A 25,469-nucleotide genomic window follows, 5' to 3' on the forward strand; every position below is an offset into this window, starting at 1 on the left:
ATCTCAACATGAATGGCTAGTAACATTAATAACTGATTTTTTAGCTGTGTCTTTAGCTTATTTATTGCAATATATTAAAACGGAGGGCAGGTCCTCCTTTCTCAAAGGGGGATTTAGGGGGATTTTTGCGATGCTTGTTACAAATCCATCCCCAGCCCTTCCTTTGGAAAAGGAAGGGAGTCAAATCCCGCATAAGCCACCGACTGTATTTTAATTTGAGATTGGCATATATTTAACTTAACATTGAAAGGCAAAGGGATAATAAACCGATAAAGGGACAACTAAATAAGCATGATAACAATCAGCAATATTCATAAAGCCTTTGGTGATAACGAGGTGCTCAAAGGCATTGATTTAAATATTAAAAAGGGGAGTGTGGTGGTTATTCTTGGGCCTTCTGGCTCAGGAAAAACCACTTTTTTGCGCTGCTTAAACTCGCTAGAAACGCCAGAACAAGGGGGGATAGCCTTTGATGATAGCAGCCTTAATATAGATTTTGCAGCCAAGCCGACAAAAAAGCAGCTGCGTGCACTACAAAAAAAATCAGGCATGGTGTTTCAATCCTATAACCTGTTTCCACACAAAACCGCACTAGAAAACCTGATGCTAGGTCCTATGGTAGCGCAGGGTATGAGTAAGCAGCAAGCACAAGCTAAAGCGCTAGCACTACTCGAAAAAGTAGGTTTGTCTGACAAAACGGATTTATATCCATTTCAGCTATCTGGCGGACAACAGCAACGGGTGGGTATTGCACGTGCGTTGGCAATTGAGCCTGAGCTATTGTTATTTGATGAGCCAACTTCTGCGCTTGATCCAGAGCTGGTGCATGAAGTACTAAAGACCATGCAGCAGTTGGCATCAGAAGGCTGGACCATGGTAGTGGTCACCCATGAGATTAACTTTGCGCGCAATGTGGCCGATGTGGTGATGCTAATGGAAGATGGACATGTGGTCGAAGTTGGGCCGCCTGAGCAGTTATTTGAGCGCTCTGAGCATCCTCGTACGCAGGCATTTTTGCAGCGAATTAAGGCGTGATGAATGGTTTTAGGCGTCTTACTTTCGTGATGAAGGCAGCTTACTTATTTCGGTGGTGAAATAGGAACTAAGCCCACCTTTAAACCAAAAGGTCTAAATACTTGGTTTAAAGTATCCATACTATAATTGCCTTTGTCATTTTCGATATCAGATAAGGTTTTTCTTGATACTTTCACCATTTGAGCAAACTTATCTTGTTTAACATTAAGCACTTGTACTCTGAGTGCTTTAAGCGCTTCACCTTGGCTGATCCTACCCGCAAACAATTGCTCAATAACAATATCTCTGGCTTGCGTTCGAGCACTTGCTGGCATTGCAACAGGTGCTCTTGAAGCCCTTTGACGTCCGTGCTGTAAGTTAACCGCTAATTCAGACACTAAGTTGTTTTGATTTGTATACATATTATGCTCTTAGGTTGAGCTTGTGCCAACGCTATAATAATCGCCATTGAGTAAGCTTTTGAGTTAAATTGCTAAAATTCATACTAGGGTAGTTTAAGATGCGCTCAGAAACACAATGGTGGCTGTTTTTAACAGCTTATAATTTTGTTCCGCCAGAGAATAACGTGATAAATCAAGGCGTTGTAACCAATAACGGCGACTGGCACCCGCTGGGACAATATCATCCAAAAAAGGAAGCCAATTATTATCCACTGTGTATTCAAACAGTTCGATAGGATAGTTTATAGACGTTGAGAAGTAATTATCTGCCAAAAAATGCTCTAACGCATAGTCCGACAAATAAGCAAAGCTTGTTATATGCTTACTGTCATCAAAGGTTATTTTAGCAATGTCTAGCCATTGATTGTCTAAATAAGCTTGAATGGTGAGCGGTTGTATGGCCATTTTTTTATAAAACTGGTTAAGAATATTATGTGCAATATGACACACATTATATTAAAGAGTATAAGTTTATGTGTAATATATCACCTATTAATGAGAAATAACCCTAATAATGAGTGATATACTACACTTAAAATCCTATTATCAAACTAGACCTGTTGCAAAAAGTTGGTCAATAAGCGTTTCGCCCCTTCAGTGGCAAATGACTCTGGGTGAAACTGTACGCCTTGAATTGGATAACTGTTATGGCGCACACCCATAATTTCATCACCTGCCAGCGCTCGGTCTGTTAAGCTTAACCCTGAATTTTTTGGATTTTCAACGACAGCAGTGATGGTTAAGCACTCAGGTAAGCTGTCAGTCTGAACCATCAATGAGTGATAGCGCATAATCTCAATCTCTTGGGGCAGGCCTTGATAGACGCCTTGCTGGTCGTGATATATCGGTGAGGTTTTGCCATGCATCGGCACAGAAGCGCGTACCACATCGCCACCAAACACATGAGCAATACCTTGCATGCCAAGGCAGACGCCAAGTAGAGGTATGCTTGCTCCAAGCTCACGAATCACTTCCGCACAGACACCAAAATACGCAGGATCATCTGGTGACCCAGGACCAGGTGAGATGATAATGCGATCTGGATTGAGCTGCTTTATTTGCTCTAAGCTGATTTCATTATTACGTTTAACGATAACTTGATTGTCAGTATCTTGGTTTAACCGAGTTTGTAGTATTTCGCCAACATATTGATATAGATTAAAGGTAAACGAGTCGTAGTTATCTATGATTAACACCTTCATAACAAATCCTTGCGCTGTTTTTTTATGTTCCGATTTTATAATGCTCTTAGGCAAAGCTTTCTAACACCACTTTCATGGCAGATAATTTGCGCTGAATCTCTAAATACTCATCTTCTGGGTTGGAGTCATAGACATTACCGCCACAAGTCTGAGCGTAGGCTGACTCGCCTTTAATAAATAAACTGCGGATGGGAATGGCAAAAATACAATCGCCATTAAAGTTAAATGAACCCAAAGCACCACCATAAGCACCGCGTCCATCTGGCTCTAGCTTGTTGATGATCTTAATGGCTTCAATCTTAGGTGCACCAGATAGCGTGCCTGCTGGGAAGTTGCTGGCCAAAGCGGTAAACATATCTTCATCTGGATGCAAAATCCCGACTATTTCTGAAGAGATATGTTGTACGTGCGAGTAACGTTTGATATCCATTAAGCTGCGCACTTTTACGGTTCCAAAGCGGGCAACACGGCCAATGTCATTGCGGTGCAAGTCCACTAGCATATTGTGCTCGGCAATCTCTTTGGCATCGTTTAGTAACGCACGAGCCAGCTGTCTGTCTTCAATATCATCTTTGCCACGTTTTGCAGTGCCTGCCAGCGGATAGGTCTCCATCTCGCCTTGACGTAAGCGGAACAAAAGCTCAGGGGATGCACCAATGATGCGCTGCTCACCAAACTTCATAAAATACATGTGTGGTGACGGATTAACTTGACGCAATTTTTCATAAATTGGCATCTGATCGCCGCTGATTTTATAATTGGATTTAAAGCCGACTTCGCACTGGAAGATACGCCCTGAAACAATATCCTCTTTTACTTGCAGCACAGTATTGGCGTGCTGTTCACGGCTCATGCTATCGCCTAAGAACTCAACTTGTGGCGTTTGGTATTCAGGTACAGGCGCTTGTAATAATGTCTTTACCAGCGCAATACGGTTTTGTTGCTGCTCAGTGGGGTAATAAAAATAAAAGATTTCCCCCGTCATTTTGTCTAAGGTAAGTCCGTCTAGATATACGCCAAATTTAAAGGCTTCAAAGTAATCACTGGCTTTGGCATTTAAACTGGGTTCAAAAAAGTTGATGCTGTCATAGCCTAGATACCCAACCAAGCCACCAGTTTGATCACGCGCAATCACATGTTGCGGTGTGATGCTACGTAGCAGCTGATAAGGGTTGTCTGTGTGGTAATTATTGACCTGACCGGTATGATTGTCGATAATTTGCAATGTATGTCTATCTGGCGCAGCAATGGTCATGACTGGTGCAAAGCCAATGGCATGATGGCGTGACATATGACCTTCCGCCCCGAGTGATTCGAGCAAGTAGCAGGTGTCAAATTTGACTTCAATACGTTTGAATAACTCAAAAAAATCTATATCTTCAGTCAGTTTAATACGAACTGGCTTACTGGGGATTTGGATGGGTTGTGGCTCATTGCTCATAATTTTGTTTCCAACTAGGCTAGTTATTAGTTTTTTTATTTAATAGGTTGATTGACGATGTGTCGCCAATAAGTCGTGAATGGCTTCTAAGTTATCAGTGTTTTGTATCGCTTTTGCACCACGTGATACAGTGGCAATACCCACGCCCAAGGCTTGCGAGACCTGTCTTTGGGTCGTGCCTTGCTCCAGCAAATCAAAAATGCGAATACGATTAGCAATATCTTGACGTTCTTTGTCAGTCAATAACGCCGACAACACCGTATCAATCTGTTCTGGGTCTGTCAGCTGTGCCAAATGGGTCAGTAAGCTATGATAAGTTTGATCAGTAGGATTCATGTCTGGCTCTAGTGGTGATGTATAAAATAAAGGTTATATTAAAAACGATGTTTCAGTATTCTAGTACAATAGAACATTGCTGTAAAGCATAATTTCCGATTATTTCTTATTTAGCATTACTATTATTTAGCATTACATTGATTAATAGCAGATAGTTATCGATTCAAAACTTGTAGTAATCAGGTCTTACGATTTGCACTAATGGTAGTTAGTAGTTAGTAGTTAGTAGTTAGTAGGTAATAAAAAACAGCTCATAAAAACAGAAAAAAAGCACATAAAAGTGTGCTTTAAATCTTGCAGATAAAGAAATATAAAGAGCTAAATGAGGCTACTTAATAGGCTGGGGCGCTGGCAAATCTACATGAACCTGCCACTCACGAATATCAACCTCAATACAATTATTGCCCGCACCAGAAATCCGATCTACTACCAAAAAAGGACTGCTGGTACTTAATGCCAATAGCGGATGATGCCACACGCCAGCATCGTATTGCACGCCTTGATGTGACTTGGCATAGAATACAGACAAATCTTCAGGCGATTGAGGTGGTTGACCTTTAGGTGCGACCACCACAATATAGTCTTGCTGCTGCATTGAGAAGAACGCCTGCGTACCAAGCGGATGATGTTCCATTACCGTCAATAAAGTAGGTAACTGACGTGGATTGGCCATAAAGATACTCATGCCAACCTCGCCGCCATCAACCTGTGCCTGACAAAGTGCATGATGACGCACCGCAAAGCCTTCATTGATCTCAAAGCAATTGGCCTCGGTTTGTTGCGCCTTGGCATAAGGCTCAATGACAGTACCAAAAGGGGCAAAATTTTGCTGGGTTAAAGGCTGTGCAATTAAAGTACGCATACTGATTGTAGATCCTCATTGAGTGATGGTGGGGCATTAACTGGCTCAAGTGAGTTATTAACATGCTTTGATTAACGGTTATTTAACAACCTTACCAAATACACGAACACGACTGATACCGCCATCTGGGAAAATATTGACACGGATATGGGTAATTGGCTGCTGGGTCAATAAAGCGTCGCTTTCAAAACGGTGTACGCTGTCAGCTTGTGTTTTTTGCGCAGGCAATAAGGTCTCCCAAAACATACTTTGCGTAATCAAAGTGGCCTCAGGTGTGTTGGGCGCATAGACCGCCTGAATCGATACGGCATCTGGAAAATTACCCTTAAAGAAGGCGGTATCAATCTCAATGCTCTCAGCAATACCAGGCTGACCCAATTCAATAATACACCAGTCGTTACCCGGCTCACGGCGGCGGCGTGTTTCCCAACCTTCACCCATATTAGGCGCTTTGCTGGGCAACAGTAAGTTTGCAACTGCGCCAAAGTGTGCATCATTGCTAGCAATGGCACGACCACCATTTAGAGCACCAACCAAGTCAATAACCTCATCATTGATGTTTTGGCTATCAAGCTGAATATCGCCATACACTCGCAATCTGGCGACACCACCGTCAGGATAGATGTTCAAACGCAAATGAGTGACTACCTGCTCATTATCAACTGCTACGAAATGGTGAGAGTTGCCTTGTAAGTCAGTCATTGCAACCAGTGGCTGCCAACTTAAGGCATCCCACTGTGCTTCGCTCAATGAGTCTTGATTGTTATCTTGCAGTAGCTCTGGCGCATAAATAGCATCAATACTGGCAGATGGTGGAAAGTTGCCCGTGAAGTGACTGGTATCAATATCAACACCTGCCACCTTAGTAGCACGAGCCAGCTGAACAATCACATAGTCATGGCCAAGGTGACGCTTACGGCGTGTTTCCCACCCATCCATCCATTTGCCGTTGTCATCAAACTTGGCAACCACAAATACAGGGGCTTGAGGCTCAAGCAAACGCTCTTTTGGGGCAAAAAAATCATCACTGGCGAATAAGGCTTTTGCGCCCAAGCGGCTGTCAGCAACATTGGTTTTAGTGACAAACTCAGGAAGAATGTCAGGTAGATTGTTGGCTAAAATAACTTGTCCAGGTTGTCCGGCTGAGTGACTCATCGAAGGTTCCTTATCTGCTTTTGGATTGGTAGTTGTTGTCTTGCTTGGTTGTAATTATTATAAATAGGTTAGTCTTAGCATTGATATTGATATTGATATTGACATTAGGTTAGCCATTACAGCCAATTGGCGGTATTGTCAGCTGTGGCAGGATGCTGCTGATACCAATGCTTGGCAATCTCATCACGGCGACAAACCCAAACGTCTGGCTTATCACTGATATATTTTAAAAATCGTTGTAGCGCACTAATACGACCTGCACGTCCTATCATACGGCAATGTAGGCCAATAGACAGCATTTTGGGTACTTGGTAAGATGGTGCGTTGTCAGTTGCATTCGCCTCAGCATATAGAGTATCAAAACTGTCTTTTAGATATTGATAAAAAGGCTCAGCATGAGTAAAGCCAGGGCTTGAAGCAAAGCGCATGTCATTGGTCTCAAGCGAATAAGGAATGACCAAGTGCGGTTTGCGCACAATCTGATCGCCTTGCTGAGTTTTGACATTAACCCAATAGGGCAGCTCATCAGCGTATGAGTCTGAATCGTATAAATAGCCACCTTGCTCAACCACCAATTCACGAGTGTTCGGGCTGTCACGTCCGGTATACCAACCGCTTGGTTGGTAGCCAAGCATCTTTTGAAATATCTCGGTGGCTTGGCGAATATGCTCACGCTCCGTTTCACGGTACATATTTTGATAAGTAATCCAGCGTAAGCCGTGACTGGCAATCTCATGCCCATCTTTTAACACCCTGTCTATGATATGTGGGGTGAGCACCGCAGCTGATGCACAGACAAAGGTGGTTATCGGGAAGTTGTATTGCTTGAATGCATCAAGCACACGCCAAACTCCGACTCGGCTACCATATTCAAAGGCAGATTCAATCGATTGATGACGATTATCAAAAGAGGGTGTACCTAAGATATCTGATAAAAAGCGTTCCGATTGTCCATCACCGTGAATGACGTTGTTTTCTGCGCCTTCTTCAATATTAAGCACAAATTGAACCGCAATCTTAGCGCCACCTGGCCATTTTGGGTCTGGTGGATTGCTGCCATAACCCACCATATCTCTTGGGTAGTTAGTGGCTGTGCTGGTGTCAAAATCAGCTGTTAGGTGCTTGAATGGTCCTGATAGTAGCGCTTGCTTTAACCGTGCATCAGATTTGGTATCAGAGTTTTGCTGACTCATATTGATATCCTTAAAATACGTTAAAAGAATAGGGACTTATGAGGTTGGATTGAGTTCGACAACGGTTTGTTGGTTACTCTCATCAAGCTCTGCGATGGGCGTCGCTTGTTTGCGCATTAATACCCAGTAAACAGCGCCACCCACTGCGGAACCCAATATAAAGCCAAACCCTTCTAATGCTGCTGAAGATGGGGTGAGTGCAACCATTAGCGATACGACTGCTGCCACCGCAAAGGCTATGACGCCTCGTATGTTCCAACCATTTTGATAATAGTACTTGCCAGCAGGTGAGGCATCAAATAAAGATTGAATATCAAGCTGCTGCTTTTTAATCAAATAATAATCAACCACTAAGATACCAAAAAACGGGGCAATAATGGCACCAATGATATTTACAAAGCCGACCACACCCACTTGACTGATAACTGACAACCACAAGCCACCAACAAAAAAGGCTATTACTGCAGTAATTAAGCCGCCTCGGCGAAAGCTGATATGTTTCGGAAATAAATTGGCCAAATCATAAGCCGGTGGAATAAAGTTAGCGACCATATTGATACCAACCGTGGCAGCAAAAAAGGTCAAGGCAGAGACAATGGTCAGCGGCACAGCATCTACCCGCTTAACAATATCAGACGGATTGGTTAACGGCTCACCAAATAACACCAAGGTGCCGGCGGTAATGATTAATGCAATGAATGAGAAAAACACCATATTAAAAGGTAGGCCAATAAGATTGCCAAGGCGCATCTGTTTTTCACTTTTTACAAAGCGAGCAAAGTCACCAAAGTTGATCACCACAGCAGCAAAATAAGCGATCATGGTACCAACAATTGCGGTGAAGCCATCAAACTTGCTGCCGGTATAGCTGCTATTATCAGAAAAAATGGTGCTAATCGCAGGTATTAACTCAGACCCTGCACTATACCAAACCACGCCCATCAGAATAATCATCACCAGATAGACCAAAGGACCTGCCCAGTTTAAAAAGTGCTTGATCGGCTCAATGCCTGCCCAAAATAGCATAATCTGGAACACCCAAACGATAACGAAAGCCAACCAAGCGGTCGCAGATAATTCTAGGAAGGTGGTGCTAGATTCGCCCATATACAGGGTCAATAAGATGACAACTGCGGTTGAGGCAAAATAAGTCTGCACCCCATACCAGAAGATGCCGATAATGGCACGTAAAATAGCAGGAAGGTTCGCCCCATTGATGCCCATACTGGCACGAATGACGACTGGGAAGGGGATGCCGTATTTGACACCTGGGCGACCTGTTAAGTTGACCATCCACATGACTATGGCACCTGCCAGCATGATGGCAGCCATCACCCACCAGCCACTTAGACCGTAACTTAAAAATAAGGAAGCGGCTAGGGTATAGCCAAATAAGCTCTGGACATCGTTGGACCAGACATTAAATATCTCAAACCAGCCCCAGTTGCGCTTAGCGGATAAGGTGGGGATAAGATCTTCATTGCATAGCCTTGAGCTGGTATCTTTGACGGTTAACTGATGATCGGTTTGCATAATAAATAGTACCTTTTGCGGTTAAAGACTCGTTATGAGTCGTGCTTTTGGGTTATGCTACATTCAAGATCACTGTATCGAATCATCGATTAACGTATCTGGACCATCCGTACTGGATCAAAAACAATATTCCCTTTTATTTAGAATATCTTGCAATAGGATACAAATGCAATATGTTTTTTATCTTTTTTGAAACAAACCAGTAACTTAACCTCAAATATAGGATTCAAAAGAAGGTTTTTAAGTACGAAAGAGTCATAGTAGGCATTAAATGATTACCTTTTTTCATCATTTTATTTATTTTTTAATCATTTTTATTCGAGGATTGGTTGGCTAATAACTAACTATTAATAACAATATACGCCATGACTTAGCCCTATAAAACTATTTATACCTACAAAACAAGGCGCTTAACTTGATATTAAGCGCCTTGTTTGCAGATTGTTTGATTAAACTAAGCGTCAGTAGTAACTTAAATATGTCCAAAAGGAGTCAAAGCGTCTTGCTTGTTTAAAAATGCATCGTGCTCTGGTTCTGGCTCCTCTGGATTATCTATATCGACAGGTGATGGAATCTTTTGGCTGCCGCTGTCATCTTTCAACACATACGCCCAAGCTTGTTTGCGACCATTGGCAGCATACTCCCAGTATACGCCTTGTACTTCTGGTTCAAAACCTGGTAAAGAGTTGACGCCTTCTTCTAAAGCTAAGAAGTAATCGAGCACAGCACCACCCCAAACTTCCCCAGGGACAATACAGTAAACACCAGGAGGATAAGGAAGTGCCCCTTCCATAGCGATGCGACCTTTAATATGTGATAAAGGCACCAGCTCAATGTCATTACGGACAAACGCATTATGCGCATCAAACGCACGCATCGCAAACTTAGGACGGTGCTCACGCTTGAACATTTGCTGCTGAAGATGATTTAATTTATGTTTGGCATAAAAATCATGCAATCTCTGGCACAGCTCATTGATACCCAGTGCCCGATATTGTGGGTAAGACTTTGCGAGCGAAGGCAGTACTTCACTGACAGGGCTATTGGCTTTGATATGGGCTTCAAATCTGACAATACGAGCAACCAAATGTTGAAACTTGGCTAAAGTCTCGGCAGGGGTTAGCAAGAATAAGATAGAGTTTAAATCCGCTTTCTCAGGAATTACCGAGCTTTCTCGTAGATAATGCGCAAGCAGAGGTGCAGGGATGCCGGTGGCTTCATATTCACCTGTATTCATATCAATCCCAGGCGTGGTCAATAGTAGCTTACAAGGATCGATAAAATACTGCTTATCGGCATATTGTTCAAAGTCATGCCAGCGCTCGCCAGCTTTAAATTCAAAAAAACGAATGTCATTGGCAATTTGTTCAGTGTCGTAATCTTGCCACGGTTTACCATCAATTTTCGGTGGTACAAATGGCTTTATCAGATCACAAGTATCAAGTAGCATCTTGCGCGCTTCAATCCCTCCGATAATGCACTCATGCCACATACGCTGACCAGCTTTGCCTTCATGCATCTTAGCATTGACATCCAGTGAAGCAAATAGCGGATAAAAAGGGCTGGTTGAAACGTGCATCATAAATGCATTGTTAAAACGCTTGTGATTTACATAGCGAGACTGCCCACTGATGTGATTATCTTTTTTGTGTATTTGAGACGCTTGTGAGAAACCAGCTTGCTGCTTGTGAACGGATTGGGTAACCAAAATACCAGGATCATCAGGGGTGAGATCAAGTAATAGCGGAGAGCAATCTCGCATCATAGGTATGAATTGCTCATAACCTACCCAAGCACTGTCAAATAAGATGTAATCACATAAATGACCTATTTTATCGACCACTTGACGAGCATTATAAATAGTTCCATCATAGGTGCCTAATTGAATAACTGCCAGTCTAAAGGGACGTTTTGCATCGGCTTTATCAGGGGCTACTTCTCGAATGCGATCTCGAATTTCAGCTTCATCAAAGCAATGAGCAGCGATACCGCCAATTAACCCATAAGCATTGCGTTCGGTTTCTAGATAAACGGCTGTACCACCACTCATGGACAATGCACCCTGATACACTGATTTGTGATTATTGCGATCAAAAAGCACTAAATCACCATGAGCCACTAAGGCACCAATAGCAATTTTGTTCGAAGAGGACGTGCCGTTAAGCACAAAATAAGTCTTATCAGCGTTAAATACTTTAGCTGCATGAGCCTGCGCTTGGTAGGCAGGGCCTTCATGAATTAATAAATCACCCAAGCCTACATCGGCATTGCATGAATCGGAACGAAATAAAGTTTCTCCAAAATATAAGAAGAAACGTTTGCCTGAGGGATGACGGCGAAAAAACTGACCCCCTTGATGCCCAGGGCAATCAAAAGCAGCATTTCCATAGTCCGTATATTCGCGAAGAGCTTGGAAGAAAGGAGGGTCTAGAGTATCAATGTAATGAGCTGCAGCGGCGTTTACTAATTGTCCATTATAATATTTTTGATCATCAGCAAGTTCTAAAACACCATACACTTTAGGTAGCCACTCATCAGGAACGCTGTCCCCGTATTTAATAGCCACAAAGATAGGAATCGAAAACCCTAAGTCTTCAATTTCGGCATGTGCAGTAGGTAAATCCTGCATAGTTACCACTATGGCAGCTATATTGGTAAAGTCGGTAGCTTCAACTTCCGTTAACCGATAATTACAGTTAAGAGCATATTCGATGCCATCGCTGACCGCTATTTTCATGTTACTTTCCTTTAATGAGTGCTATCCTAAAAAACAAAGAGCTTTGCACTTTTAATATGCATTTTAAGCCATGTGTTTAATACCAGCATAGCCAAAATACCAGCATAGCCAAGTTCAAACAACTTAAATTGTGCATACTGCTGAATAGTTTATGCTATTTTATCGACTGCTAAAATTCTAACTCTGTTGTGGTTAAAATTTGCCTCTATTATACTCAGATGTTTTTAACTAATAATATATATTTTTATCCCTTCTGGAGTCAGCTCATGTCTGATATATCCAATTTTGCTAAGAACTCTTTGGCTATCGAAAGTTTGCCTTTAGCTTTTGGTATTATTATGGCCATTATTGGCTTAGTTTTTTATACCCAAGGGTTGCCTGGTAAGTTTTGGCGTCGCTTTTATGCCGTGCTACCCGGTATTGTACTCTGTTGTTTTATACCAGCGATTTTGAATAGTTTGGGCGTGTTTGCAGAGGGGGTTGGTAGCCAAATTTACGGCTTTACCGCCACTTATCTATTACCAGCCAGCTTATTATTGATGACACTTTCAATGGATGTGCCAAAGATTTTGGGTCTAGGCTGGAAAGCAGTGGCGATGTTTTTTACGGCCAGTATTGCCATTATTATAAGTGGCCCAATCAGTTTGGGTATAGCAAAGTGGTTGTCACCAGAGATGTTTTTGGACGATACATTATGGCGTGGATTTTCAGCGGTTGCAGGTAGCTGGATAGGGGGCGCTGCCAACCAAGCAGCAATGAAAGAGCTATTTGGAGTAAGTGATGATTTGTTTGGCATGATGATATTGGTTGATACTACTAATGCTTCATTATGGCTGCTAGCTATTCTTATTATGGCCAAACATAGTAACAAAATAGACAAACTTTTGAGAGCAGATACAAACAGTATTGATAGGGTAGTTGCTGCCGTTGAAAGCTATGAAAAAGACAATGCACGCCCAGGATCGCTCAATGATTTAATGGTAATGTTTGGGCTGTGCTTTGCGATGGTGGGACTGGCTCATTTTTTTGGTGGACAAATAGCCAATTATTTTTCTCCCTATACTTGGGCGGTACAGTATAGCTTTGCCAGTTCCTTTTTTTGGATGGTGGTAATAATTACCTTGATAGGGGTTGGTTTTTCATTTACCAAAATTCGCCGCCTAGATCATGTCGGTGCCTCAAAGATAGGGACTGTGTTTATCTTTGTATTGATCGCCGCAATTGGTATGCAAATTAACCTGAATGGCTTAGTATCGCAGTGGCGACTGCTGCTCATTGGCTTATTATGGATGAGTATCCATGTGATGATTATCTTTATGGTTGCCAGACTGATTCGAGCGCCATTTTTCTTCTTGGCAGTCGGCTCTAATGCCAATACTGGCGGCGCATCGTCAGCGCCTATTGTAGCAACCGCTTTTCATCCGTCATTAGCGCCTGTTGGCGTGTTTTTAGGCATTTTAGGGTATGCTGTCGGTACAGTTGGTGGTTATGTTAGCACTCAGCTCATGCGTATTGTGGTTGGTCATTAAATAACAAGATTAAGGCTTATATATAAGACCCCAATCTCAACTCTTTGCGTAGGCTGAGGCTTTAGCCCAGCATATTTGGCTAAAAATTAGGTTTTGCTGGGCTAAAAGCACCAGCCTACATGAGATTGTAATAAGTTGAGAGTGGGGTATATAAGTTATATATTTACTCGATATTATCATTAGGTTAACACTAGGATAATCTACATGCTTGACAAAATTAAAGACTGGCACCAGCAGCGTATTATTGATAATAGTCCGTATAGCTTAGAAAGCTGGCATAAAGTCGCTCAAGATATAGACATTTTAAATCGATTAACTCAATCAGAGTTAGAGCAATTGATTGAGCTGGCAATTTTATTGCTACATGAGAAGAAAATACAAGGTGCTCAAGGTCTTGAGATAACACAACGAATGAAACAGTCCATTGCCCTGCAAGCCTGCTTGCCTATCTTGAATTTAGGGTTGGAGTGGTATAAAGGTTGGAGTTCTATTATTGTTTATCCTGGTTCGTATTTTACTAAAACTTCAAGAACAGATGAATTCGGGATAGTGCATGAAGGTCATCAGCACCGCAGTGGAGAGGCATGGCTACGTGGTCCTGTTATTCTGTCATGGAGGGATGTCAAGCATGCGGGTGCCCGTGATGGTAACAATGTGGTTATTCATGAATTTGTGCATAAGCTAGATATGCTAAATGGTCGGGCAAACGGATTTCCTCCTATGCAAAAAGGGATGAATCCAGCGCAATGGACACAAATTATGGAGAAGGGGTTTGCTGATTTTCAGCACAATCCTAAAGCAGGTATTAATAGTTATGGGGCGACTAATCCTGCCGAACTTATTGCGGTGTTAAGTGAAGTGTTTTTTGAAAGACCTGAGGTATTACAAGATGCTTATCCTGATATTTACCAGTTGATGGTTGAGTTTTTTAAACAGAATCCGTTGTAAATTCATTTAGTCTTTATCTTAAACCGAGTGGGGTTAACGATCCAATCAAAACATTGAATACAGTAACTTAATACTTAATAACACACATATCACCCCTAAAATTTGTTTGAGTCTTTTATTTGGTAAGTCGTGCGAAACGCTCGCACCTACGGGTACCATGATTACGCTAGATAAGGTGACCAAAACTAATGCAGGTAAATATATATATCCTAAACTGTAAGTTATGTTGATACTTTGTGGACTTGAAAAGAGATAACCAAAAGTTGCTAAAGTAATGGCTACAAAACCTATTGCAGAAGAGGTTCCGATGGCTTTTTTTAAATCTATATTGTTATAAGTAAGATAAAGTATCGTGAAAAAAGCGCCCCCAACAGAAATAAGCGCTGAAATTATGCCAATACAGACCCCGCTAATTATTGAAGAAAATCCCAGCATAGGCTTCTCTTTTGACTTAGGTTGCCAGTTTGAAAACATTTTCAGCGCAACCATCATCATAAAAAAAGCAAAAAATAACGCAAGATATTTTCCGTCTATATTAACGGAGATTATTATGCCCATTAAAGAACCTAAAGCGATACCAGGGCTAACCAACTTAACAATTTGCCAAAGCACAGCGCCTTTTCTATGGTGCGAATAAGCACTCGTGGCTGTAATCGGCAATGAGCAAGCCAGTGAAGTACCCAGAGCCATTTGCATAATATTATCTTTATCTATACCTTGATAAGTAAAAATTGAGACAAGTAGGGGCACTAAAATACCCCCGCCCCCGACGCCTAAAAGGCCTGATAAAAAACCCACTACTGCGCCTAATGACACATACATCATTAAATAAAAAATTAAATCCATATCCATTTTAACACCTTAAAATGACCCAATATGCGTTCAGGCGCTATAAAAAACTTGACTTCTAGCAGTCTACAACCTAAAGTCAACTTCAAGTCAAGCTCTTTTTTTATTATATAGAAGGTTTAAGATATGGACATCGGAGAGGTCGCTAAAGAAACGGGGCTAACGCCAGCGACGTTAAGATATTATGAAAAGTTTGGTCTCATTCACTCCATTGGGCGTAATGGATTACGAAGGGTATTTGCTGAGAGTGTCGTCAAGAAACTGAAACTTATTATTTTGCTTAAAAACAATTGCTTTACCTTACATGAAATAAAAGAGATGGCGGATAGAAACCAAGTTGACCGTCAGTTTATATCAGTAAAAGCAGAGGAGATAAGTAGCAGGATTCAAGAGTTAACAGTGGTTTATAACACCTTAAACCATATTGTACAGTACCCCGAGCAAGACCACTTTAACTGTGATAGTTTTGAGAAGTTGTTAAATACGCAAGATGCTTAACCTAAGTATGCAATAAAAATCTAACCCCAGCCTCTGCATGAATCTGAGTCGTATCAAAAACAGGAATTGGACTATCCTCAGGCTTAATTAATAGTCCAATTTCAGTACAGCCTAAAATGACGCCTTGTGCACCTTGCTGCGCCAATTCTTTTATTACCTCAATATAATAATCACGAGATTCGCTTAATAATTGACCTTGACATAGCTCGTTATAAATTATGTCATGAATTTTATCTTGTGCCTTTGATTCAGGAACGAGCACTGTTAGTCCTGCATCTATAAGGCGTTGTTGATAAAAGTGTGGCTCAGCCGACTCATTATTCATCGTAAATTTAGTCCCCAATAGCGCCACCGTTTTTAGCTTTTGATTTAAAATAATATTTGCGGTGGCATCAGCGATATGGATCAACGGTAAATCGACTGCTAGTTGCACTTGCTCAGCAACTTTGTGCATTGTATTGCTAGCAATGAGTAATCCTTCCACCCCAGCACGCTTTAAGCCTAGTCCGCTATCAATGAGCAGCTTGGCTAGTTTGTTCCAGTCGTCTTTAGCTTGCAGGGCAGCGATAGGGGCAAAATCTAAACTGTGTATGATTATATCAGCGGAATGCAGACCCCCAAGCTCATCTTTAACCCCTTTATTAATCAGCTGATAATACGTTTGCGTACTCTCCCAACTCATACCCCCAATGATACCTAACGTTTTTTGAGTTCTCATATTTTCATCCTGTTTTAAATTATTCTCAGAGTTAAAGGCGTTATCATTAGGGTCTGTTGAACATTCAAAGTAATCAATTAACCTAACACGATATCTATTATCCTAAACCCATAAAGCCACCGCGCAATATAAAGTCATTGCCACTATGATGATATGAATCAGTTTCATTAACTTAGGATTGTGTACTAAACGACGTAACCATTGCCCGCCAGCTGCCCATACGGCTATGGATAAAAGACTTACGAGCATGCATAAAATAATTAAGGGCCAATTTGCTAGCCCTGCGTATTTAGCGCCAATATCCGCAGTATGAATTAGTGCAATACTGGGTAGCATGACCGTCATTGTCCAAGTCTTTGGATTTAACCATTGAAACAACGCGGCTTGCCAAAAGGTAAGGGGCAGTTCTCCAAATTTCTTTTTAATCTTTGCATCCGCATCCTCAGAAGACTCAAGTTTTAAAGCCTCAGTGACCATCGCGCTAAAGTCACTCATCGCCATTTGATAGGTTAGCCATAATAGATATAACGTACCCAGTATTTTTATACCCAACATAAGGGTAGGGTGGTCAACGACGATAGCGGCCATCCCCCAATAGCTTAACCACGTCATCACGCCAGCACCAAACGTTATGCCTAATAGGTGACCTCGACATCCCCACAGCCCTTTTTTAATACCGCCATGTAATAGCATTAAATTATTTGGCCCAGGCGTTATGGAGTTGATAAGTATAAATACGGCTAAAGCAAAAATACTGCCTTCTAATCCTGTCATCATATTGGTTAACATCGGTGATTAACGCTCCAAGTATGCTGGGAAATTAATAAATATTATGTATTATCAGTTAATAGTTATAGAAATATTTTAACAAAATTAATCTAAATTTTAGGGTTACAAACTTAACTTTTAAATCTTCCTTGAAAACCGAATCGTTAACAACGCCAATCCCACCATAATAAACACCGATCCAATAATCTCAATTCTCGATAAAGTCTCGTTATAAACCAGCCAGCCAAAAAACAAACCAAATATGGGTATGAGTAAGGTATAGGGCGTGACAACGGCAAGTCCATGTTTGGTAATCAATCTTGCCATAATAGAGTACCCTATTATGGTGATAATAAAGGATTCAAAAAATACAACCATCCAACTTTTAAAGCTTGGAAATTGTATAAAAAGCGAAAAATCAACTTCGGTTAAGTTTGCAGTCACAATAGCTAATGCTAAAACGGGTAGGGGAATAAATAAACTTGACCACACCGTAAAGCTCACCACATCTTGCGGTTTCACAATTTTAATAATCACGTTGCTTAAGGTCATAAATACTGAGGCTAACAGCACTAATAACAAACTTGCAAAAAGACCCCAACGGATCACCATAAAGTTAGCACCCCACACGAGGACGACCATTAATAGTAATATCTTTTCTTTAAGAGTTATATCAAGTCCAAACACAAGTCCATCTATTATTTAATTTGCAAATGCAGTTGTACTAACTATATAGCCTATTACCAACACAATACCTATACAGAATAAATAACAGCTAACAAAGTGTACTGATAAATAAATCATGACAATTTTTTAAAAGAATTAAATTTAGAAATTTTTATTAAATAAAATTACCTATACAGCAGCAATACAGTTTTTATAAGTGCTTATAAAGTGTTAAGATTAACGTTCAACACAGTTCAATTTAACTATCTATTTAATTCACACTATTTAAAGCTAATAATGAGTTTGAAATATCCATATTTTTAAGAACCACAACCATAAAAACCATAGGCTTAATAACCGTAGTCTTAACAACATTAGATAAAAAAACCAAAGCCATAAATATGGACAAAGTTATGTCAGAAACTTATACCCTTAATCCACGCTTGACCAAAACAGAAGCCATCATCGAATGGATCAATAAGCGCATTGAATGGCAAGTTTACAAGCCAAATCAGCGTGTGCCTTCGGTCAGGAAATTAGCAAAGTTACTAGAGGTTTCAAGCTTTACCGTGTCGCAAGCTTATGAGCAATTAGTTGCTACTAATGTATTAACGGCCAAGCAAGGCTCGGGCTATTATGTGAATACCCCAATTATTGAGGAAACCCTCACCGAAGAAAGCATAAAAGAAGTAGATAAAAATCCTGAGATTGATACCAAGTGGTTAGTGCGACAAATGTTCAGCAAAACGCCACTTGAGAGAGCCCCTGGTTCAGGCGTTTTGCCAGTGGAGTGGGTGCGCAATGATAAAATGCAGTGGGCAATACGACAAATTGCCAATCAAGCGGATGGCTTTATTTATGACTATGGAGATATACAGGGTTTCCTGCCCTTAAGACAACAACTTGTTCAGTATTTGGGGCAGCTAGGCATGCAAACCACTCCTGATCATGTCATTACCACGGCAGGTATTTCTCAAGCCGTTTTAATGGTTTCTCAAGTGTTGTTGAACGAAGGGGATACCGTCCTTGTTGATGAACCGGGGTGGTTTTGGCTATCGAGTAGCTTACAGCGACAAGGTTTAAAGGTAGTGAGCGTAAGGCGTGATCATCAAGGGCCTGATATTGAACAAATGTCGCAAGTATTTGAACGTCATCGTCCTAAGATGTATTTAACCAACAGCGTGCTTCACAATCCAACGTCTTATAATCTGCATCCTGCACGAGTGCACCAAGTGCTCAACCTTATTCACAAATACGATGCTTATATCTTTGAAGATGACTTGTATGCCTCCTTATTACCAGAGGACAATGCGCTAAGGTATTCTAGTCTAGATCAGTTTGAAAGGGTGTTTTATGCCACGGGTTTTTCGAAATATATGGCATCAGGTTGGCGGGTCGGGATGCTGGTATGCCCTGATAAGTTCATAGATGATGTCATCGGAATAAAAACGTTAAGCAATATGACCACCCCTGAATTTGGCGAACGAGTGATACATAAGCTCTGGACGCATGGCGAAAGTCGTCGTCAACTCAAAAAACTGCAACAACATCTATATATCGCCCATCAACAACTACGTCAAAAACTGATCGCTATGGAACTTGAGTATCCTGAACACACGCAGGCGGGGATGTTTGTTTGGATTGATGTCGGATGTGATACCGCCAAGCTTGCTCTTAAAGCGCACAATGACGGCTGGCTCATAGCACCGGGGCAGTTGTTTAACCCAAATGGAGAATATTCGACACACTTGCGCTTAAACGTTGCGACTACCAGTGATGGTTTTTTGGCATGGTTAGAGGGATATATCTCTGATACGAAGGGTTATATCTCTGATGCAAAAAAATAGTGAACACATAATTTGAAGCTAATCCTGCCATCCGCTTCTATCTTGCTTGCCCACTGGAGCGGTGTCTAATAGCTAGAAATGTTCCTGTTATCTCGATACCACTTCTAGCTAAGTCACCGCAACCAGTGGTCAAGCAAGTATATCCGCTACTGTCAGGGCTAAACCGCTCCTTCGAGTTAACCTTAAATTGCATCTACGAATCATTTAATCTGAAAAAAGAGATACAGACTCAAACTCAAATCCAATTCTCTAGCTTCAAATCAGGCACTCGCTCAAACTCTTTGGTGTTATTTGCTCCTATATCTATAGTTACTTATTTTAAAACAACTCACCCCGTACTTGGTCACCTTGTGGCGCACGTTCCATTTTAAAATTGGGTTCAAAATCATCTAATGCTGATCGCATGATTTGCCACGGAGACTCGACAGGTAATAATAAAACCCCAACGCCCATGCGTTTGACCGTCACTTCTTCACCCTCAAAACGAAACGCTTTAGGCAAGCGCACCTCTTGCCAGCGTCCTGAGACGAATAACTTAGCTGTTCGCATAATGTCCTCACCAATACTATTTAATCTCATATTCTATATAAATAGAGATAGTTGTCATTGAACTGTGCCAATAACAACTATCATATTCCTAATATTAAGGGCATTCAATTTAATTTGAAGGCTATTGACATTAATTATGACAACCAAATACCCTCTGCCATTAAGCAAGGGGGTATTTGGTTTGAGGAATTTTGATTAATTACTATAAGCGGACGAACGTTGTTCTATATTCTTAACATAGTTCATAAATGTGTTATAAGAAGTTAAGTCAAAAAATTTCTCAAAATCTGAAATATCACCTTTCTTTTGATATATTCTTATTTTATTAAATTCATTAGCAATTTTTTCTACAAATTTTTTATTTTCAATCCAATTGTCTTTATTTACGTTGTGCAGATCCACTGGTATAAAGCTTACCTTATCATTATTGCAATGCTTTAATACGGTTAATTTTATTCTAGGCAAGGCATATAACTTACCCATCACATGCCATTCTTCATCTTTATAGTTTTCTAGAAGTGGCGTAGAAAATATTATATTTTCTAAAGTATTCTTTGCTTCTGACTCTAGTATTAATTTGCTCGGAGAAACCCCTCTTTTACGAAGATTTAAAGCTATATTTTCTGCCTCACCATTATAACCACTTATAATAATTTTTTTATAATTATAAATCTGATTATATTTAACTATTTTTTCAGAAAAATAATCGACACTATGTGCAGTTCCTAAAACAAGAAGTATTGATGGTTTTTTATATTCAATATTATTATCAAAAATAAAATCAATGGCCTTTAACATGATTTTCTCCTAAAAATTTATATATTTTATCAAAATCACTTGTAAAATTATCATAATCAACAGTTAAGATGAGTGCCAATGCTTTGGCTAATCATCTCGGTGTCACGCCAGCTCGTATCAATGAAATTGTTCGTGAAAAGCGGGGCATAACAGCGGATACAGCATTGCGACTTGCTAAATATTTTGGCGGTAGTGCCCAGCTTTGGTTAAGTTTACAATCGACCTATGAACTAAGGCTGATTGAAAGTTTTAGATAGTATTGAGCCTATCGAATATGCTTAATACTTTTTATCTAACGCTAAACTGTATTTATTTACTTCGTAAGTCCTAAATCAAATGCTCAGCGTAATTATTAAGAGATGACCTGCAATCTGAATCTGATAAATCATCTGTATTGATTGCTGAATTGTTAGGCAAATCAATCCAGTGAGAATCAGGATGATTGTTAGCTAAATAAGTCTGTAAATAGTCTTTGGTGCTATCCACAATCTCATCGTCAGGTGAATATTCTGACGCTAAACGCTTATCAGGTTGCCAGTCATTATAGATAATTGCATGCAAAGGCAGGTTGCGCTTTGCTAACGCCTCTATACTTAATAAGGTATGATTAATACTGCCGAGTCGACCAGATGTAACCAATACTACGGGGTAGCCTTGAGCTTCAATATAATCAATAGTCAGTAATTTATCGGAAAGTGGCACCATAAGCCCACCAGCACCTTCTAAGAGCACAATGTCATAATCTTGTTTCAGCGTATTGGTTGCATCGGAAATACGGCTTGGTTCAATAATAGTATTTTCAAGTTTCGATGCTAAATGGGGCGAGGCGGGCTTTTGGAATACATAGGGACAAGTCGTCATATCGATATCGCACGACTGTAAGCCTATGCCCATTATCTCTCTATGCGTCATAATATCCTCAGCGATACCATTACATCCTGTTTGCACCAACTTTTGAGTGATGACTTTACAGCCTTTTTGATGTAAAGCTCTCGCTAAGCTTCCAGTAGCAATAGTTTTACCTATATCTGTATCAATCCCAGTTATAAAATACACACTCATAATTTTATTGATCCAATATTATATTTAATCGCATAACCTAAATTCGTGATAATCAACTCATCTAATTTAAGGTTACAGGCATCCCTCTATTGCAAACCAATGCATTTTATCTTTTAAAAAACGGTCATTTATCTCATTTTAAATCTGTAAAGGTTAGCTCCCTTCCTTTTCCAAAGGAAGGGTTGGGGATGGATTTTTAAAACCAATAAAAACAATGGCTTAAAAAACTCTTATCCAAAATTCATTTTAGTTAATAAATTAACCATTATTAAAACTATGGATTAAAATAATCCGCCAAAACCTGCTTTAACCTATCACATAAAATTAGAATTTCATCATCCGTCATTATAATTGGCGGCATAATATAGACCAATTTGCCAAAGGGTCTAATCCATACCTTATTTTCAATTAACAAACGCTGAAACCTTGGCATATCAACCGCATCACTCAATTCAACAACACCAATTGCACCCAATACACGCACATCAGTGACTTGTTCATACTCTGCTAACGGCTGTAAATAACGCTTTAATTGTGACTCGATATGGCGAGCACGTTTAGGATAATCACCGTCAATAATCAGTTCAATAGATGACAAAGCCACAGAGCAGGCGAGGGGATTGCCCATAAACGTAGGGCCGTGCATTAGAGCAGAATACTCACTATTAGCAATGTGCTCAGCAACATGACGCTGACATATTGTCGCAGCAAATGTCATATAACCACCTGTCAGCGCTTTACCCACGGTCATAATATCAGGCGAAATATTGGCATGTTCACAAGCAAACATTTTTCCAGTGCGTCCAAAGCCAGTAGCGATTTCATCAGCGATTAATAAGACATCATATTTGTCACAAAGCTCACGTAGCAGTGTTAAATACTCAGGACTATAAAACCGCATTCCACCAGCACCTTGAACCACAGGTTCTATGATAAAAGCCGATATAAGATACTGATTTTGTTTAAAAAACTCGATTAATCGCTGCTTAATATCCGTACTTAATGGCGTATCAAAGCCATTTTCAGGTTTATCAGTGAACAATTGTACTGGTAACTGCTTGCCATAGATACTGTGCATACCAGTGACCGGATCACAGATGCTCATTGCATGCCAGGTATCACCATAATAGCCAGAACGAGTGGTCGCTATTTGTTTACGTTCAGGCTTATTTTGGGATAATTGGTACTGTAAGGCCATCTTTAAAGCAACTTCAACCGCAATACTACCGCTATCTGCATAGAAGATGGCATCTAAACCTTTAGGCACGATAGAGAGGAGTTTTTGACCCAGATCAATGGCAGGCTGATGTGTAAGACCGCCAAACATGACATGTGCCATACTAGATAGCTGATTGGTGATAGCAGCATTTAGTTTGGGATGATTGTAGCCATGAGTGGCTGCCCACCAAGATGACATGCCATCTATGAGAGCATCGCCAGAGGCAGTATATAAGTAGACGCCATCAGCTTTGTCGATGACTAAGTTAGGATATGATGGCGGCAGACTTGCGTATGGATGCCACAAATGATTGTGATCAAAGTTGTCAGAGTTAGCATTGTTGTCAGAGTTTTGGTTTTGCGGATTAGAATAATTATTTTGCATAATGTTTTGTATGGTGTCGGGTGTGTCAAATCAATTGTGATAAATATAAGAAACAAAGAATAAGAAATTAAAACAGCCGACACATGTTAGCATTAATCATAATCGAGATGGCCGTAACATTAATGTTTATAGAAACATTTGGCAAATGACTAATAGAGTCGTTAACATAGGGTCCTTAACAAGGAATCTAAATATTCTAAAAGCGGTTGGTTTGTTTTCGTATAATGTATATTATGTTAAATAAGATGTATAAACTTATAATCGTATGCTATATTCATGTACAGACATTTTCAAAGACTCTAACTTTATTATGAATAATCAGCTATCAAAACCATCCCTCCTCCAAAAGATGCTCTGTATTACTTAAATCAAACCCTGTGACCAAATCATAAAACGTGCCAGGGTCTTCGACTTTATCAAGCAGCTCACGCTTGTGAAGTGCGACAAACATAGCCAGCGAATACGCAGGACAATGAATGTTCTTTTTTGGGTTAAATGAGATGTCTGTAAAAGCTTGATACTGAAGCACTTCTTCATGTAGTTGTGGATTTTGTTTTAGTGCATTGACATACAGCCAGTCATAAAAAGCAGTTAACGGCTCTAAGCCCCAAATCATACCAAAGTAATCATAACCTGTGATATCACCTGAATTAAGCAATCTTGAATCTTTTTTAGCTTGTCTTGGTGGTACAGTTAATAGATCGATATAAGGACCACCCTTTTCAAACACTTTACTGGCTTGATAGGCATTTTCAACGCTGTACTTCTTGCCATCTTCTTCATTGGTTATCTTTAGGCGATCTGAACTAAGCGGAAAGCTCAACTTATTGCCTGACTTACTAGACAGCTCCAATACATTCTTAAAGCCATATTTCTTTTTTATGACTCGGTGCAGATCGTTGATGGTCTTTTTCTTCTGTCGAGTGGCAAACCCCACATGATGCTCAATTTCAACCATGTCGGTTTTTACAAGACTGTCACTGCCGACTCTTGGCATAAATACTGGTTTTTGTTCTTTTGGGGTTGGTGTTAGTTCCATAACAAGCTGCCTTTTGCTTTAATGTGCTTAGTATCAATAAATAAATATTATGTCATCTTAGCGAGGCAGTTTATCGTATTTTGAGCGATTTATCTTGTGGCATTTTTTAAGTATATAGTAAAAAGTCAAAAATATACTCATTATAATAGTCTGACTAAATTATGAATAACCATTAAAGTGGCTGTATTTGCATGACACAGGGCAACTACCCTACTTTTAATATTCTGTACAAATACAGCCAAACTAAGTGCTATTCAAAAAGTATTCAGATGATGGAATATTCTTTCTTTGAAACTGTTATTTCAACATTTCAATAGCGAAATTAATATATATTTAACAATAAGTAATCGAACAAAATTATGTTATGATAACAGTTTTTCATAACAGACATAAAAAGCCATCATGAAGATAAGACAAATAGAACTAACCGATGCCGAGCGTAAAGCACTAGACCACGGGTATAAACACGGAAAAACAGCCAGTTATCGAAAACGTTGTCACATTATACTGCTAAAAAGTGATGGCAGAATAGCCAAAGACATCGCACAAATAACCGACACCAACATTCAAAGCGTATACAATTGGCTCAACCGTTATGACGCCGAAGGCATACAAGGGCTACAAACAAAAGCAGGTCAAGGGCGACCCAGAATCCTTGACA

Annotated in this window: 26 protein-coding genes; 7 read left to right on the forward strand and 19 right to left on the reverse strand. The window is 40.3% G+C overall.

Translation table 11 applies throughout. From position 1 onward, the window contains the following. Positions 1 to 291 precede the first annotated feature (291 nt). Entirely contained in the window at positions 292 to 1,035 is a 744-nt protein-coding gene (locus tag H140_RS0104645; protein ID WP_019672498.1) for an amino acid ABC transporter ATP-binding protein, read from the forward strand. A 44-nt stretch (positions 1,036 to 1,079) separates the two neighbouring features. On the opposite strand, the gene H140_RS13925 is transcribed toward H140_RS0104645, so the two are convergent. From H140_RS13925 to H140_RS0104695, 10 genes are all read right to left on the reverse strand, one after another. Continuing rightward, the gene (locus H140_RS13925; protein WP_019672499.1) at positions 1,080 to 1,436 is read right to left on the reverse strand and encodes a helix-turn-helix transcriptional regulator; all 357 of its coding nucleotides are present in this window, start codon (positions 1,434 to 1,436) and stop codon (positions 1,080 to 1,082) included. A gap of 93 nt (positions 1,437 to 1,529) precedes the next feature. Next, entirely contained in the window at positions 1,530 to 1,880 is a 351-nt protein-coding gene (locus H140_RS0104655) for a hypothetical protein (RefSeq protein ID WP_019672500.1), read from the reverse strand. A gap of 146 nt (positions 1,881 to 2,026) precedes the next feature. Beyond that, the gene (locus tag H140_RS0104660; protein WP_019672501.1) at positions 2,027 to 2,677 is read right to left on the reverse strand and encodes an anthranilate synthase component II; all 651 of its coding nucleotides are present in this window, start codon (positions 2,675 to 2,677) and stop codon (positions 2,027 to 2,029) included. A gap of 46 nt (positions 2,678 to 2,723) precedes the next feature. Then, a complete protein-coding gene (locus tag H140_RS0104665; protein WP_019672502.1) occupies positions 2,724 to 4,118 on the reverse strand; it encodes an anthranilate synthase component I family protein in 1,395 nt (464 codons plus the stop codon). Between the two features lie 39 nt (positions 4,119 to 4,157). Beyond that, the gene (locus H140_RS0104670) at positions 4,158 to 4,454 is read right to left on the reverse strand and encodes a Trp family transcriptional regulator (RefSeq protein WP_019672503.1); all 297 of its coding nucleotides are present in this window, start codon (positions 4,452 to 4,454) and stop codon (positions 4,158 to 4,160) included. A gap of 328 nt (positions 4,455 to 4,782) precedes the next feature. Continuing rightward, complete coding sequence (locus H140_RS0104675; protein ID WP_019672504.1) at positions 4,783 to 5,316, reverse strand: ureidoglycolate lyase; 534 nt, start codon at positions 5,314 to 5,316, stop codon at positions 4,783 to 4,785. 78 nt (positions 5,317 to 5,394) lie between these two features. After that, the gene (alc, locus tag H140_RS0104680) at positions 5,395 to 6,471 is read right to left on the reverse strand and encodes an allantoicase (RefSeq protein ID WP_019672505.1); all 1,077 of its coding nucleotides are present in this window, start codon (positions 6,469 to 6,471) and stop codon (positions 5,395 to 5,397) included. A 116-nt stretch (positions 6,472 to 6,587) separates the two neighbouring features. After that, the gene (locus tag H140_RS0104685; protein ID WP_026348834.1) at positions 6,588 to 7,541 is read right to left on the reverse strand and encodes a polysaccharide deacetylase family protein; all 954 of its coding nucleotides are present in this window, start codon (positions 7,539 to 7,541) and stop codon (positions 6,588 to 6,590) included. 159 nt (positions 7,542 to 7,700) lie between these two features. Continuing rightward, on the reverse strand, positions 7,701 to 9,197 hold the full coding sequence (locus H140_RS0104690) for an NCS1 family nucleobase:cation symporter-1 (RefSeq protein ID WP_019672507.1): 1,497 nt from the start codon (positions 9,195 to 9,197) through the stop codon (positions 7,701 to 7,703). Between the two features lie 472 nt (positions 9,198 to 9,669). Continuing rightward, positions 9,670 to 11,934 carry an ornithine decarboxylase gene (locus tag H140_RS0104695; protein WP_019672508.1) on the reverse strand — a complete coding sequence of 755 codons (2,265 nt, stop codon included), beginning with the start codon at positions 11,932 to 11,934 and terminating at the stop codon, positions 9,670 to 9,672. A gap of 266 nt (positions 11,935 to 12,200) precedes the next feature. Here H140_RS0104695 and H140_RS0104700 point away from each other — a divergent pair, with 266 nt between their 5' ends. Both H140_RS0104700 and H140_RS0104705 read left to right on the forward strand, forming a co-directional pair. After that, positions 12,201 to 13,463, forward strand: coding sequence for a DUF819 family protein (locus tag H140_RS0104700; protein ID WP_019672509.1), 1,263 nt, complete (start codon positions 12,201 to 12,203; stop codon positions 13,461 to 13,463). A 204-nt stretch (positions 13,464 to 13,667) separates the two neighbouring features. Next, a complete protein-coding gene (locus H140_RS0104705) occupies positions 13,668 to 14,411 on the forward strand; it encodes a M90 family metallopeptidase (RefSeq protein ID WP_019672510.1) in 744 nt (247 codons plus the stop codon). A gap of 45 nt (positions 14,412 to 14,456) precedes the next feature. Here the strand turns inward: H140_RS0104705 and H140_RS0104710 are convergent, their stop codons facing one another. Continuing rightward, positions 14,457 to 15,263: a sulfite exporter TauE/SafE family protein gene (locus H140_RS0104710; RefSeq protein ID WP_019672511.1), complete on the reverse strand. Its 807-nt coding sequence runs from the start codon at positions 15,261 to 15,263 to the stop codon at positions 14,457 to 14,459. 123 nt (positions 15,264 to 15,386) lie between these two features. On the opposite strand from H140_RS0104710, the gene H140_RS0104715 reads away from it, so the two are divergent. After that, on the forward strand, positions 15,387 to 15,758 hold the full coding sequence (locus H140_RS0104715; protein WP_019672512.1) for a MerR family transcriptional regulator: 372 nt from the start codon (positions 15,387 to 15,389) through the stop codon (positions 15,756 to 15,758). A gap of 1 nt (position 15,759) precedes the next feature. Here the strand turns inward: H140_RS0104715 and H140_RS0104720 are convergent, their stop codons facing one another. From H140_RS0104720 to H140_RS0104730, 3 genes are all read right to left on the reverse strand, one after another. After that, a complete protein-coding gene (locus tag H140_RS0104720; RefSeq protein WP_019672513.1) occupies positions 15,760 to 16,476 on the reverse strand; it encodes an aspartate/glutamate racemase family protein in 717 nt (238 codons plus the stop codon). Between the two features lie 102 nt (positions 16,477 to 16,578). Then, complete coding sequence (locus tag H140_RS0104725; RefSeq protein ID WP_019672514.1) at positions 16,579 to 17,265, reverse strand: LysE family translocator; 687 nt, start codon at positions 17,263 to 17,265, stop codon at positions 16,579 to 16,581. A 117-nt stretch (positions 17,266 to 17,382) separates the two neighbouring features. Then, a complete protein-coding gene (locus tag H140_RS0104730) occupies positions 17,383 to 17,886 on the reverse strand; it encodes an EamA family transporter (RefSeq protein ID WP_019672515.1) in 504 nt (167 codons plus the stop codon). Between the two features lie 437 nt (positions 17,887 to 18,323). Between H140_RS0104730 and H140_RS0104740 the strand changes: the two genes are divergently transcribed. Continuing rightward, a complete protein-coding gene (locus tag H140_RS0104740; protein ID WP_033426842.1) occupies positions 18,324 to 19,757 on the forward strand; it encodes an aminotransferase-like domain-containing protein in 1,434 nt (477 codons plus the stop codon). Between the two features lie 318 nt (positions 19,758 to 20,075). Here H140_RS0104740 and H140_RS0104745 read toward each other — a convergent pair whose 3' ends face one another. Both H140_RS0104745 and H140_RS0104750 read right to left on the reverse strand, forming a co-directional pair. After that, positions 20,076 to 20,306 (reverse strand): antitoxin, encoded by a 231-nt coding sequence (locus H140_RS0104745; RefSeq protein WP_019672518.1) that lies wholly within the window; start codon positions 20,304 to 20,306, stop codon positions 20,076 to 20,078. Between the two features lie 195 nt (positions 20,307 to 20,501). Then, positions 20,502 to 21,104, reverse strand: coding sequence for a YdcF family protein (locus tag H140_RS0104750; protein WP_019672519.1), 603 nt, complete (start codon positions 21,102 to 21,104; stop codon positions 20,502 to 20,504). A gap of 68 nt (positions 21,105 to 21,172) precedes the next feature. Here H140_RS0104750 and H140_RS13930 point away from each other — a divergent pair, with 68 nt between their 5' ends. After that, complete coding sequence (locus H140_RS13930) at positions 21,173 to 21,361, forward strand: HigA family addiction module antitoxin (RefSeq protein ID WP_019672520.1); 189 nt, start codon at positions 21,173 to 21,175, stop codon at positions 21,359 to 21,361. Between the two features lie 70 nt (positions 21,362 to 21,431). Here the strand turns inward: H140_RS13930 and bioD are convergent, their stop codons facing one another. The 3 genes from bioD to H140_RS0104770 form a co-directional block, all read right to left on the reverse strand. Further along, a complete protein-coding gene (gene bioD, locus H140_RS0104760; protein WP_019672521.1) occupies positions 21,432 to 22,166 on the reverse strand; it encodes a dethiobiotin synthase in 735 nt (244 codons plus the stop codon). Between the two features lie 274 nt (positions 22,167 to 22,440). Beyond that, the gene (gene bioA / locus H140_RS0104765) at positions 22,441 to 23,769 is read right to left on the reverse strand and encodes an adenosylmethionine--8-amino-7-oxononanoate transaminase (RefSeq protein WP_019672522.1); all 1,329 of its coding nucleotides are present in this window, start codon (positions 23,767 to 23,769) and stop codon (positions 22,441 to 22,443) included. 325 nt (positions 23,770 to 24,094) lie between these two features. Continuing rightward, a complete protein-coding gene (locus H140_RS0104770; protein ID WP_019672523.1) occupies positions 24,095 to 24,808 on the reverse strand; it encodes a DarT1-associated NADAR antitoxin family protein in 714 nt (237 codons plus the stop codon). A gap of 402 nt (positions 24,809 to 25,210) precedes the next feature. Here H140_RS0104770 and H140_RS0104775 point away from each other — a divergent pair. Beyond that, a partial coding sequence (locus H140_RS0104775) for a helix-turn-helix domain-containing protein (protein ID WP_019672524.1) occupies positions 25,211 to 25,469 on the forward strand: 259 nt, incomplete at its 3' end.

This window comes from Psychrobacter lutiphocae DSM 21542, from assembly GCF_000382145.1.
Taxonomy (GTDB): Bacteria; Pseudomonadota; Gammaproteobacteria; order Pseudomonadales; family Moraxellaceae; genus Psychrobacter; species Psychrobacter lutiphocae.

Excerpts from the sequence above, each read along its gene's own strand:
- H140_RS0104685 (WP_026348834.1), bottom strand. The coding sequence starts at position 7,541 with ATGGTGGGTTATGGCAGCAATCCACCAGACCCAAAATGGCCAGGTGGC.
- H140_RS0104660 (WP_019672501.1), bottom strand. The coding sequence starts at position 2,677 with ATGAAGGTGTTAATCATAGATAACTACGACTCGTTTACCTTTAATCTA.
- H140_RS0104670 (WP_019672503.1), bottom strand. The coding sequence starts at position 4,454 with ATGAATCCTACTGATCAAACTTATCATAGCTTACTGACCCATTTGGCA.
- H140_RS0104750 (WP_019672519.1), bottom strand. The coding sequence starts at position 21,104 with ATGTTAAAGGCCATTGATTTTATTTTTGATAATAATATTGAATATAAA.
- H140_RS13930 (WP_019672520.1), top strand. The coding sequence starts at position 21,173 with ATGAGTGCCAATGCTTTGGCTAATCATCTCGGTGTCACGCCAGCTCGT.
- H140_RS13925 (WP_019672499.1), bottom strand. The coding sequence starts at position 1,436 with ATGTATACAAATCAAAACAACTTAGTGTCTGAATTAGCGGTTAACTTA.
- H140_RS0104655 (WP_019672500.1), bottom strand. The coding sequence starts at position 1,880 with ATGGCCATACAACCGCTCACCATTCAAGCTTATTTAGACAATCAATGG.
- H140_RS0104665 (WP_019672502.1), bottom strand. The coding sequence starts at position 4,118 with ATGAGCAATGAGCCACAACCCATCCAAATCCCCAGTAAGCCAGTTCGT.
- H140_RS0104690 (WP_019672507.1), bottom strand. The coding sequence starts at position 9,197 with ATGCAAACCGATCATCAGTTAACCGTCAAAGATACCAGCTCAAGGCTA.
- H140_RS0104705 (WP_019672510.1), top strand. The coding sequence starts at position 13,668 with ATGCTTGACAAAATTAAAGACTGGCACCAGCAGCGTATTATTGATAAT.
- H140_RS0104740 (WP_033426842.1), top strand. The coding sequence starts at position 18,324 with ATGTCAGAAACTTATACCCTTAATCCACGCTTGACCAAAACAGAAGCC.
- H140_RS0104725 (WP_019672514.1), bottom strand. The coding sequence starts at position 17,265 with ATGTTAACCAATATGATGACAGGATTAGAAGGCAGTATTTTTGCTTTA.
- H140_RS0104695 (WP_019672508.1), bottom strand. The coding sequence starts at position 11,934 with ATGAAAATAGCGGTCAGCGATGGCATCGAATATGCTCTTAACTGTAAT.
- bioA (WP_019672522.1), bottom strand. The coding sequence starts at position 23,769 with ATGCAAAATAATTATTCTAATCCGCAAAACCAAAACTCTGACAACAAT.
- H140_RS0104710 (WP_019672511.1), bottom strand. The coding sequence starts at position 15,263 with ATGGATATGGATTTAATTTTTTATTTAATGATGTATGTGTCATTAGGC.
- H140_RS0104700 (WP_019672509.1), top strand. The coding sequence starts at position 12,201 with ATGTCTGATATATCCAATTTTGCTAAGAACTCTTTGGCTATCGAAAGT.
- H140_RS0104715 (WP_019672512.1), top strand. The coding sequence starts at position 15,387 with ATGGACATCGGAGAGGTCGCTAAAGAAACGGGGCTAACGCCAGCGACG.
- H140_RS0104730 (WP_019672515.1), bottom strand. The coding sequence starts at position 17,886 with ATGGTCGTCCTCGTGTGGGGTGCTAACTTTATGGTGATCCGTTGGGGT.
- H140_RS0104720 (WP_019672513.1), bottom strand. The coding sequence starts at position 16,476 with ATGAGAACTCAAAAAACGTTAGGTATCATTGGGGGTATGAGTTGGGAG.
- H140_RS0104645 (WP_019672498.1), top strand. The coding sequence starts at position 292 with ATGATAACAATCAGCAATATTCATAAAGCCTTTGGTGATAACGAGGTG.
- H140_RS0104675 (WP_019672504.1), bottom strand. The coding sequence starts at position 5,316 with ATGCGTACTTTAATTGCACAGCCTTTAACCCAGCAAAATTTTGCCCCT.
- H140_RS0104745 (WP_019672518.1), bottom strand. The coding sequence starts at position 20,306 with ATGCGAACAGCTAAGTTATTCGTCTCAGGACGCTGGCAAGAGGTGCGC.
- alc (WP_019672505.1), bottom strand. The coding sequence starts at position 6,471 with ATGAGTCACTCAGCCGGACAACCTGGACAAGTTATTTTAGCCAACAAT.
- bioD (WP_019672521.1), bottom strand. The coding sequence starts at position 22,166 with ATGAGTGTGTATTTTATAACTGGGATTGATACAGATATAGGTAAAACT.
- H140_RS0104770 (WP_019672523.1), bottom strand. The coding sequence starts at position 24,808 with ATGGAACTAACACCAACCCCAAAAGAACAAAAACCAGTATTTATGCCA.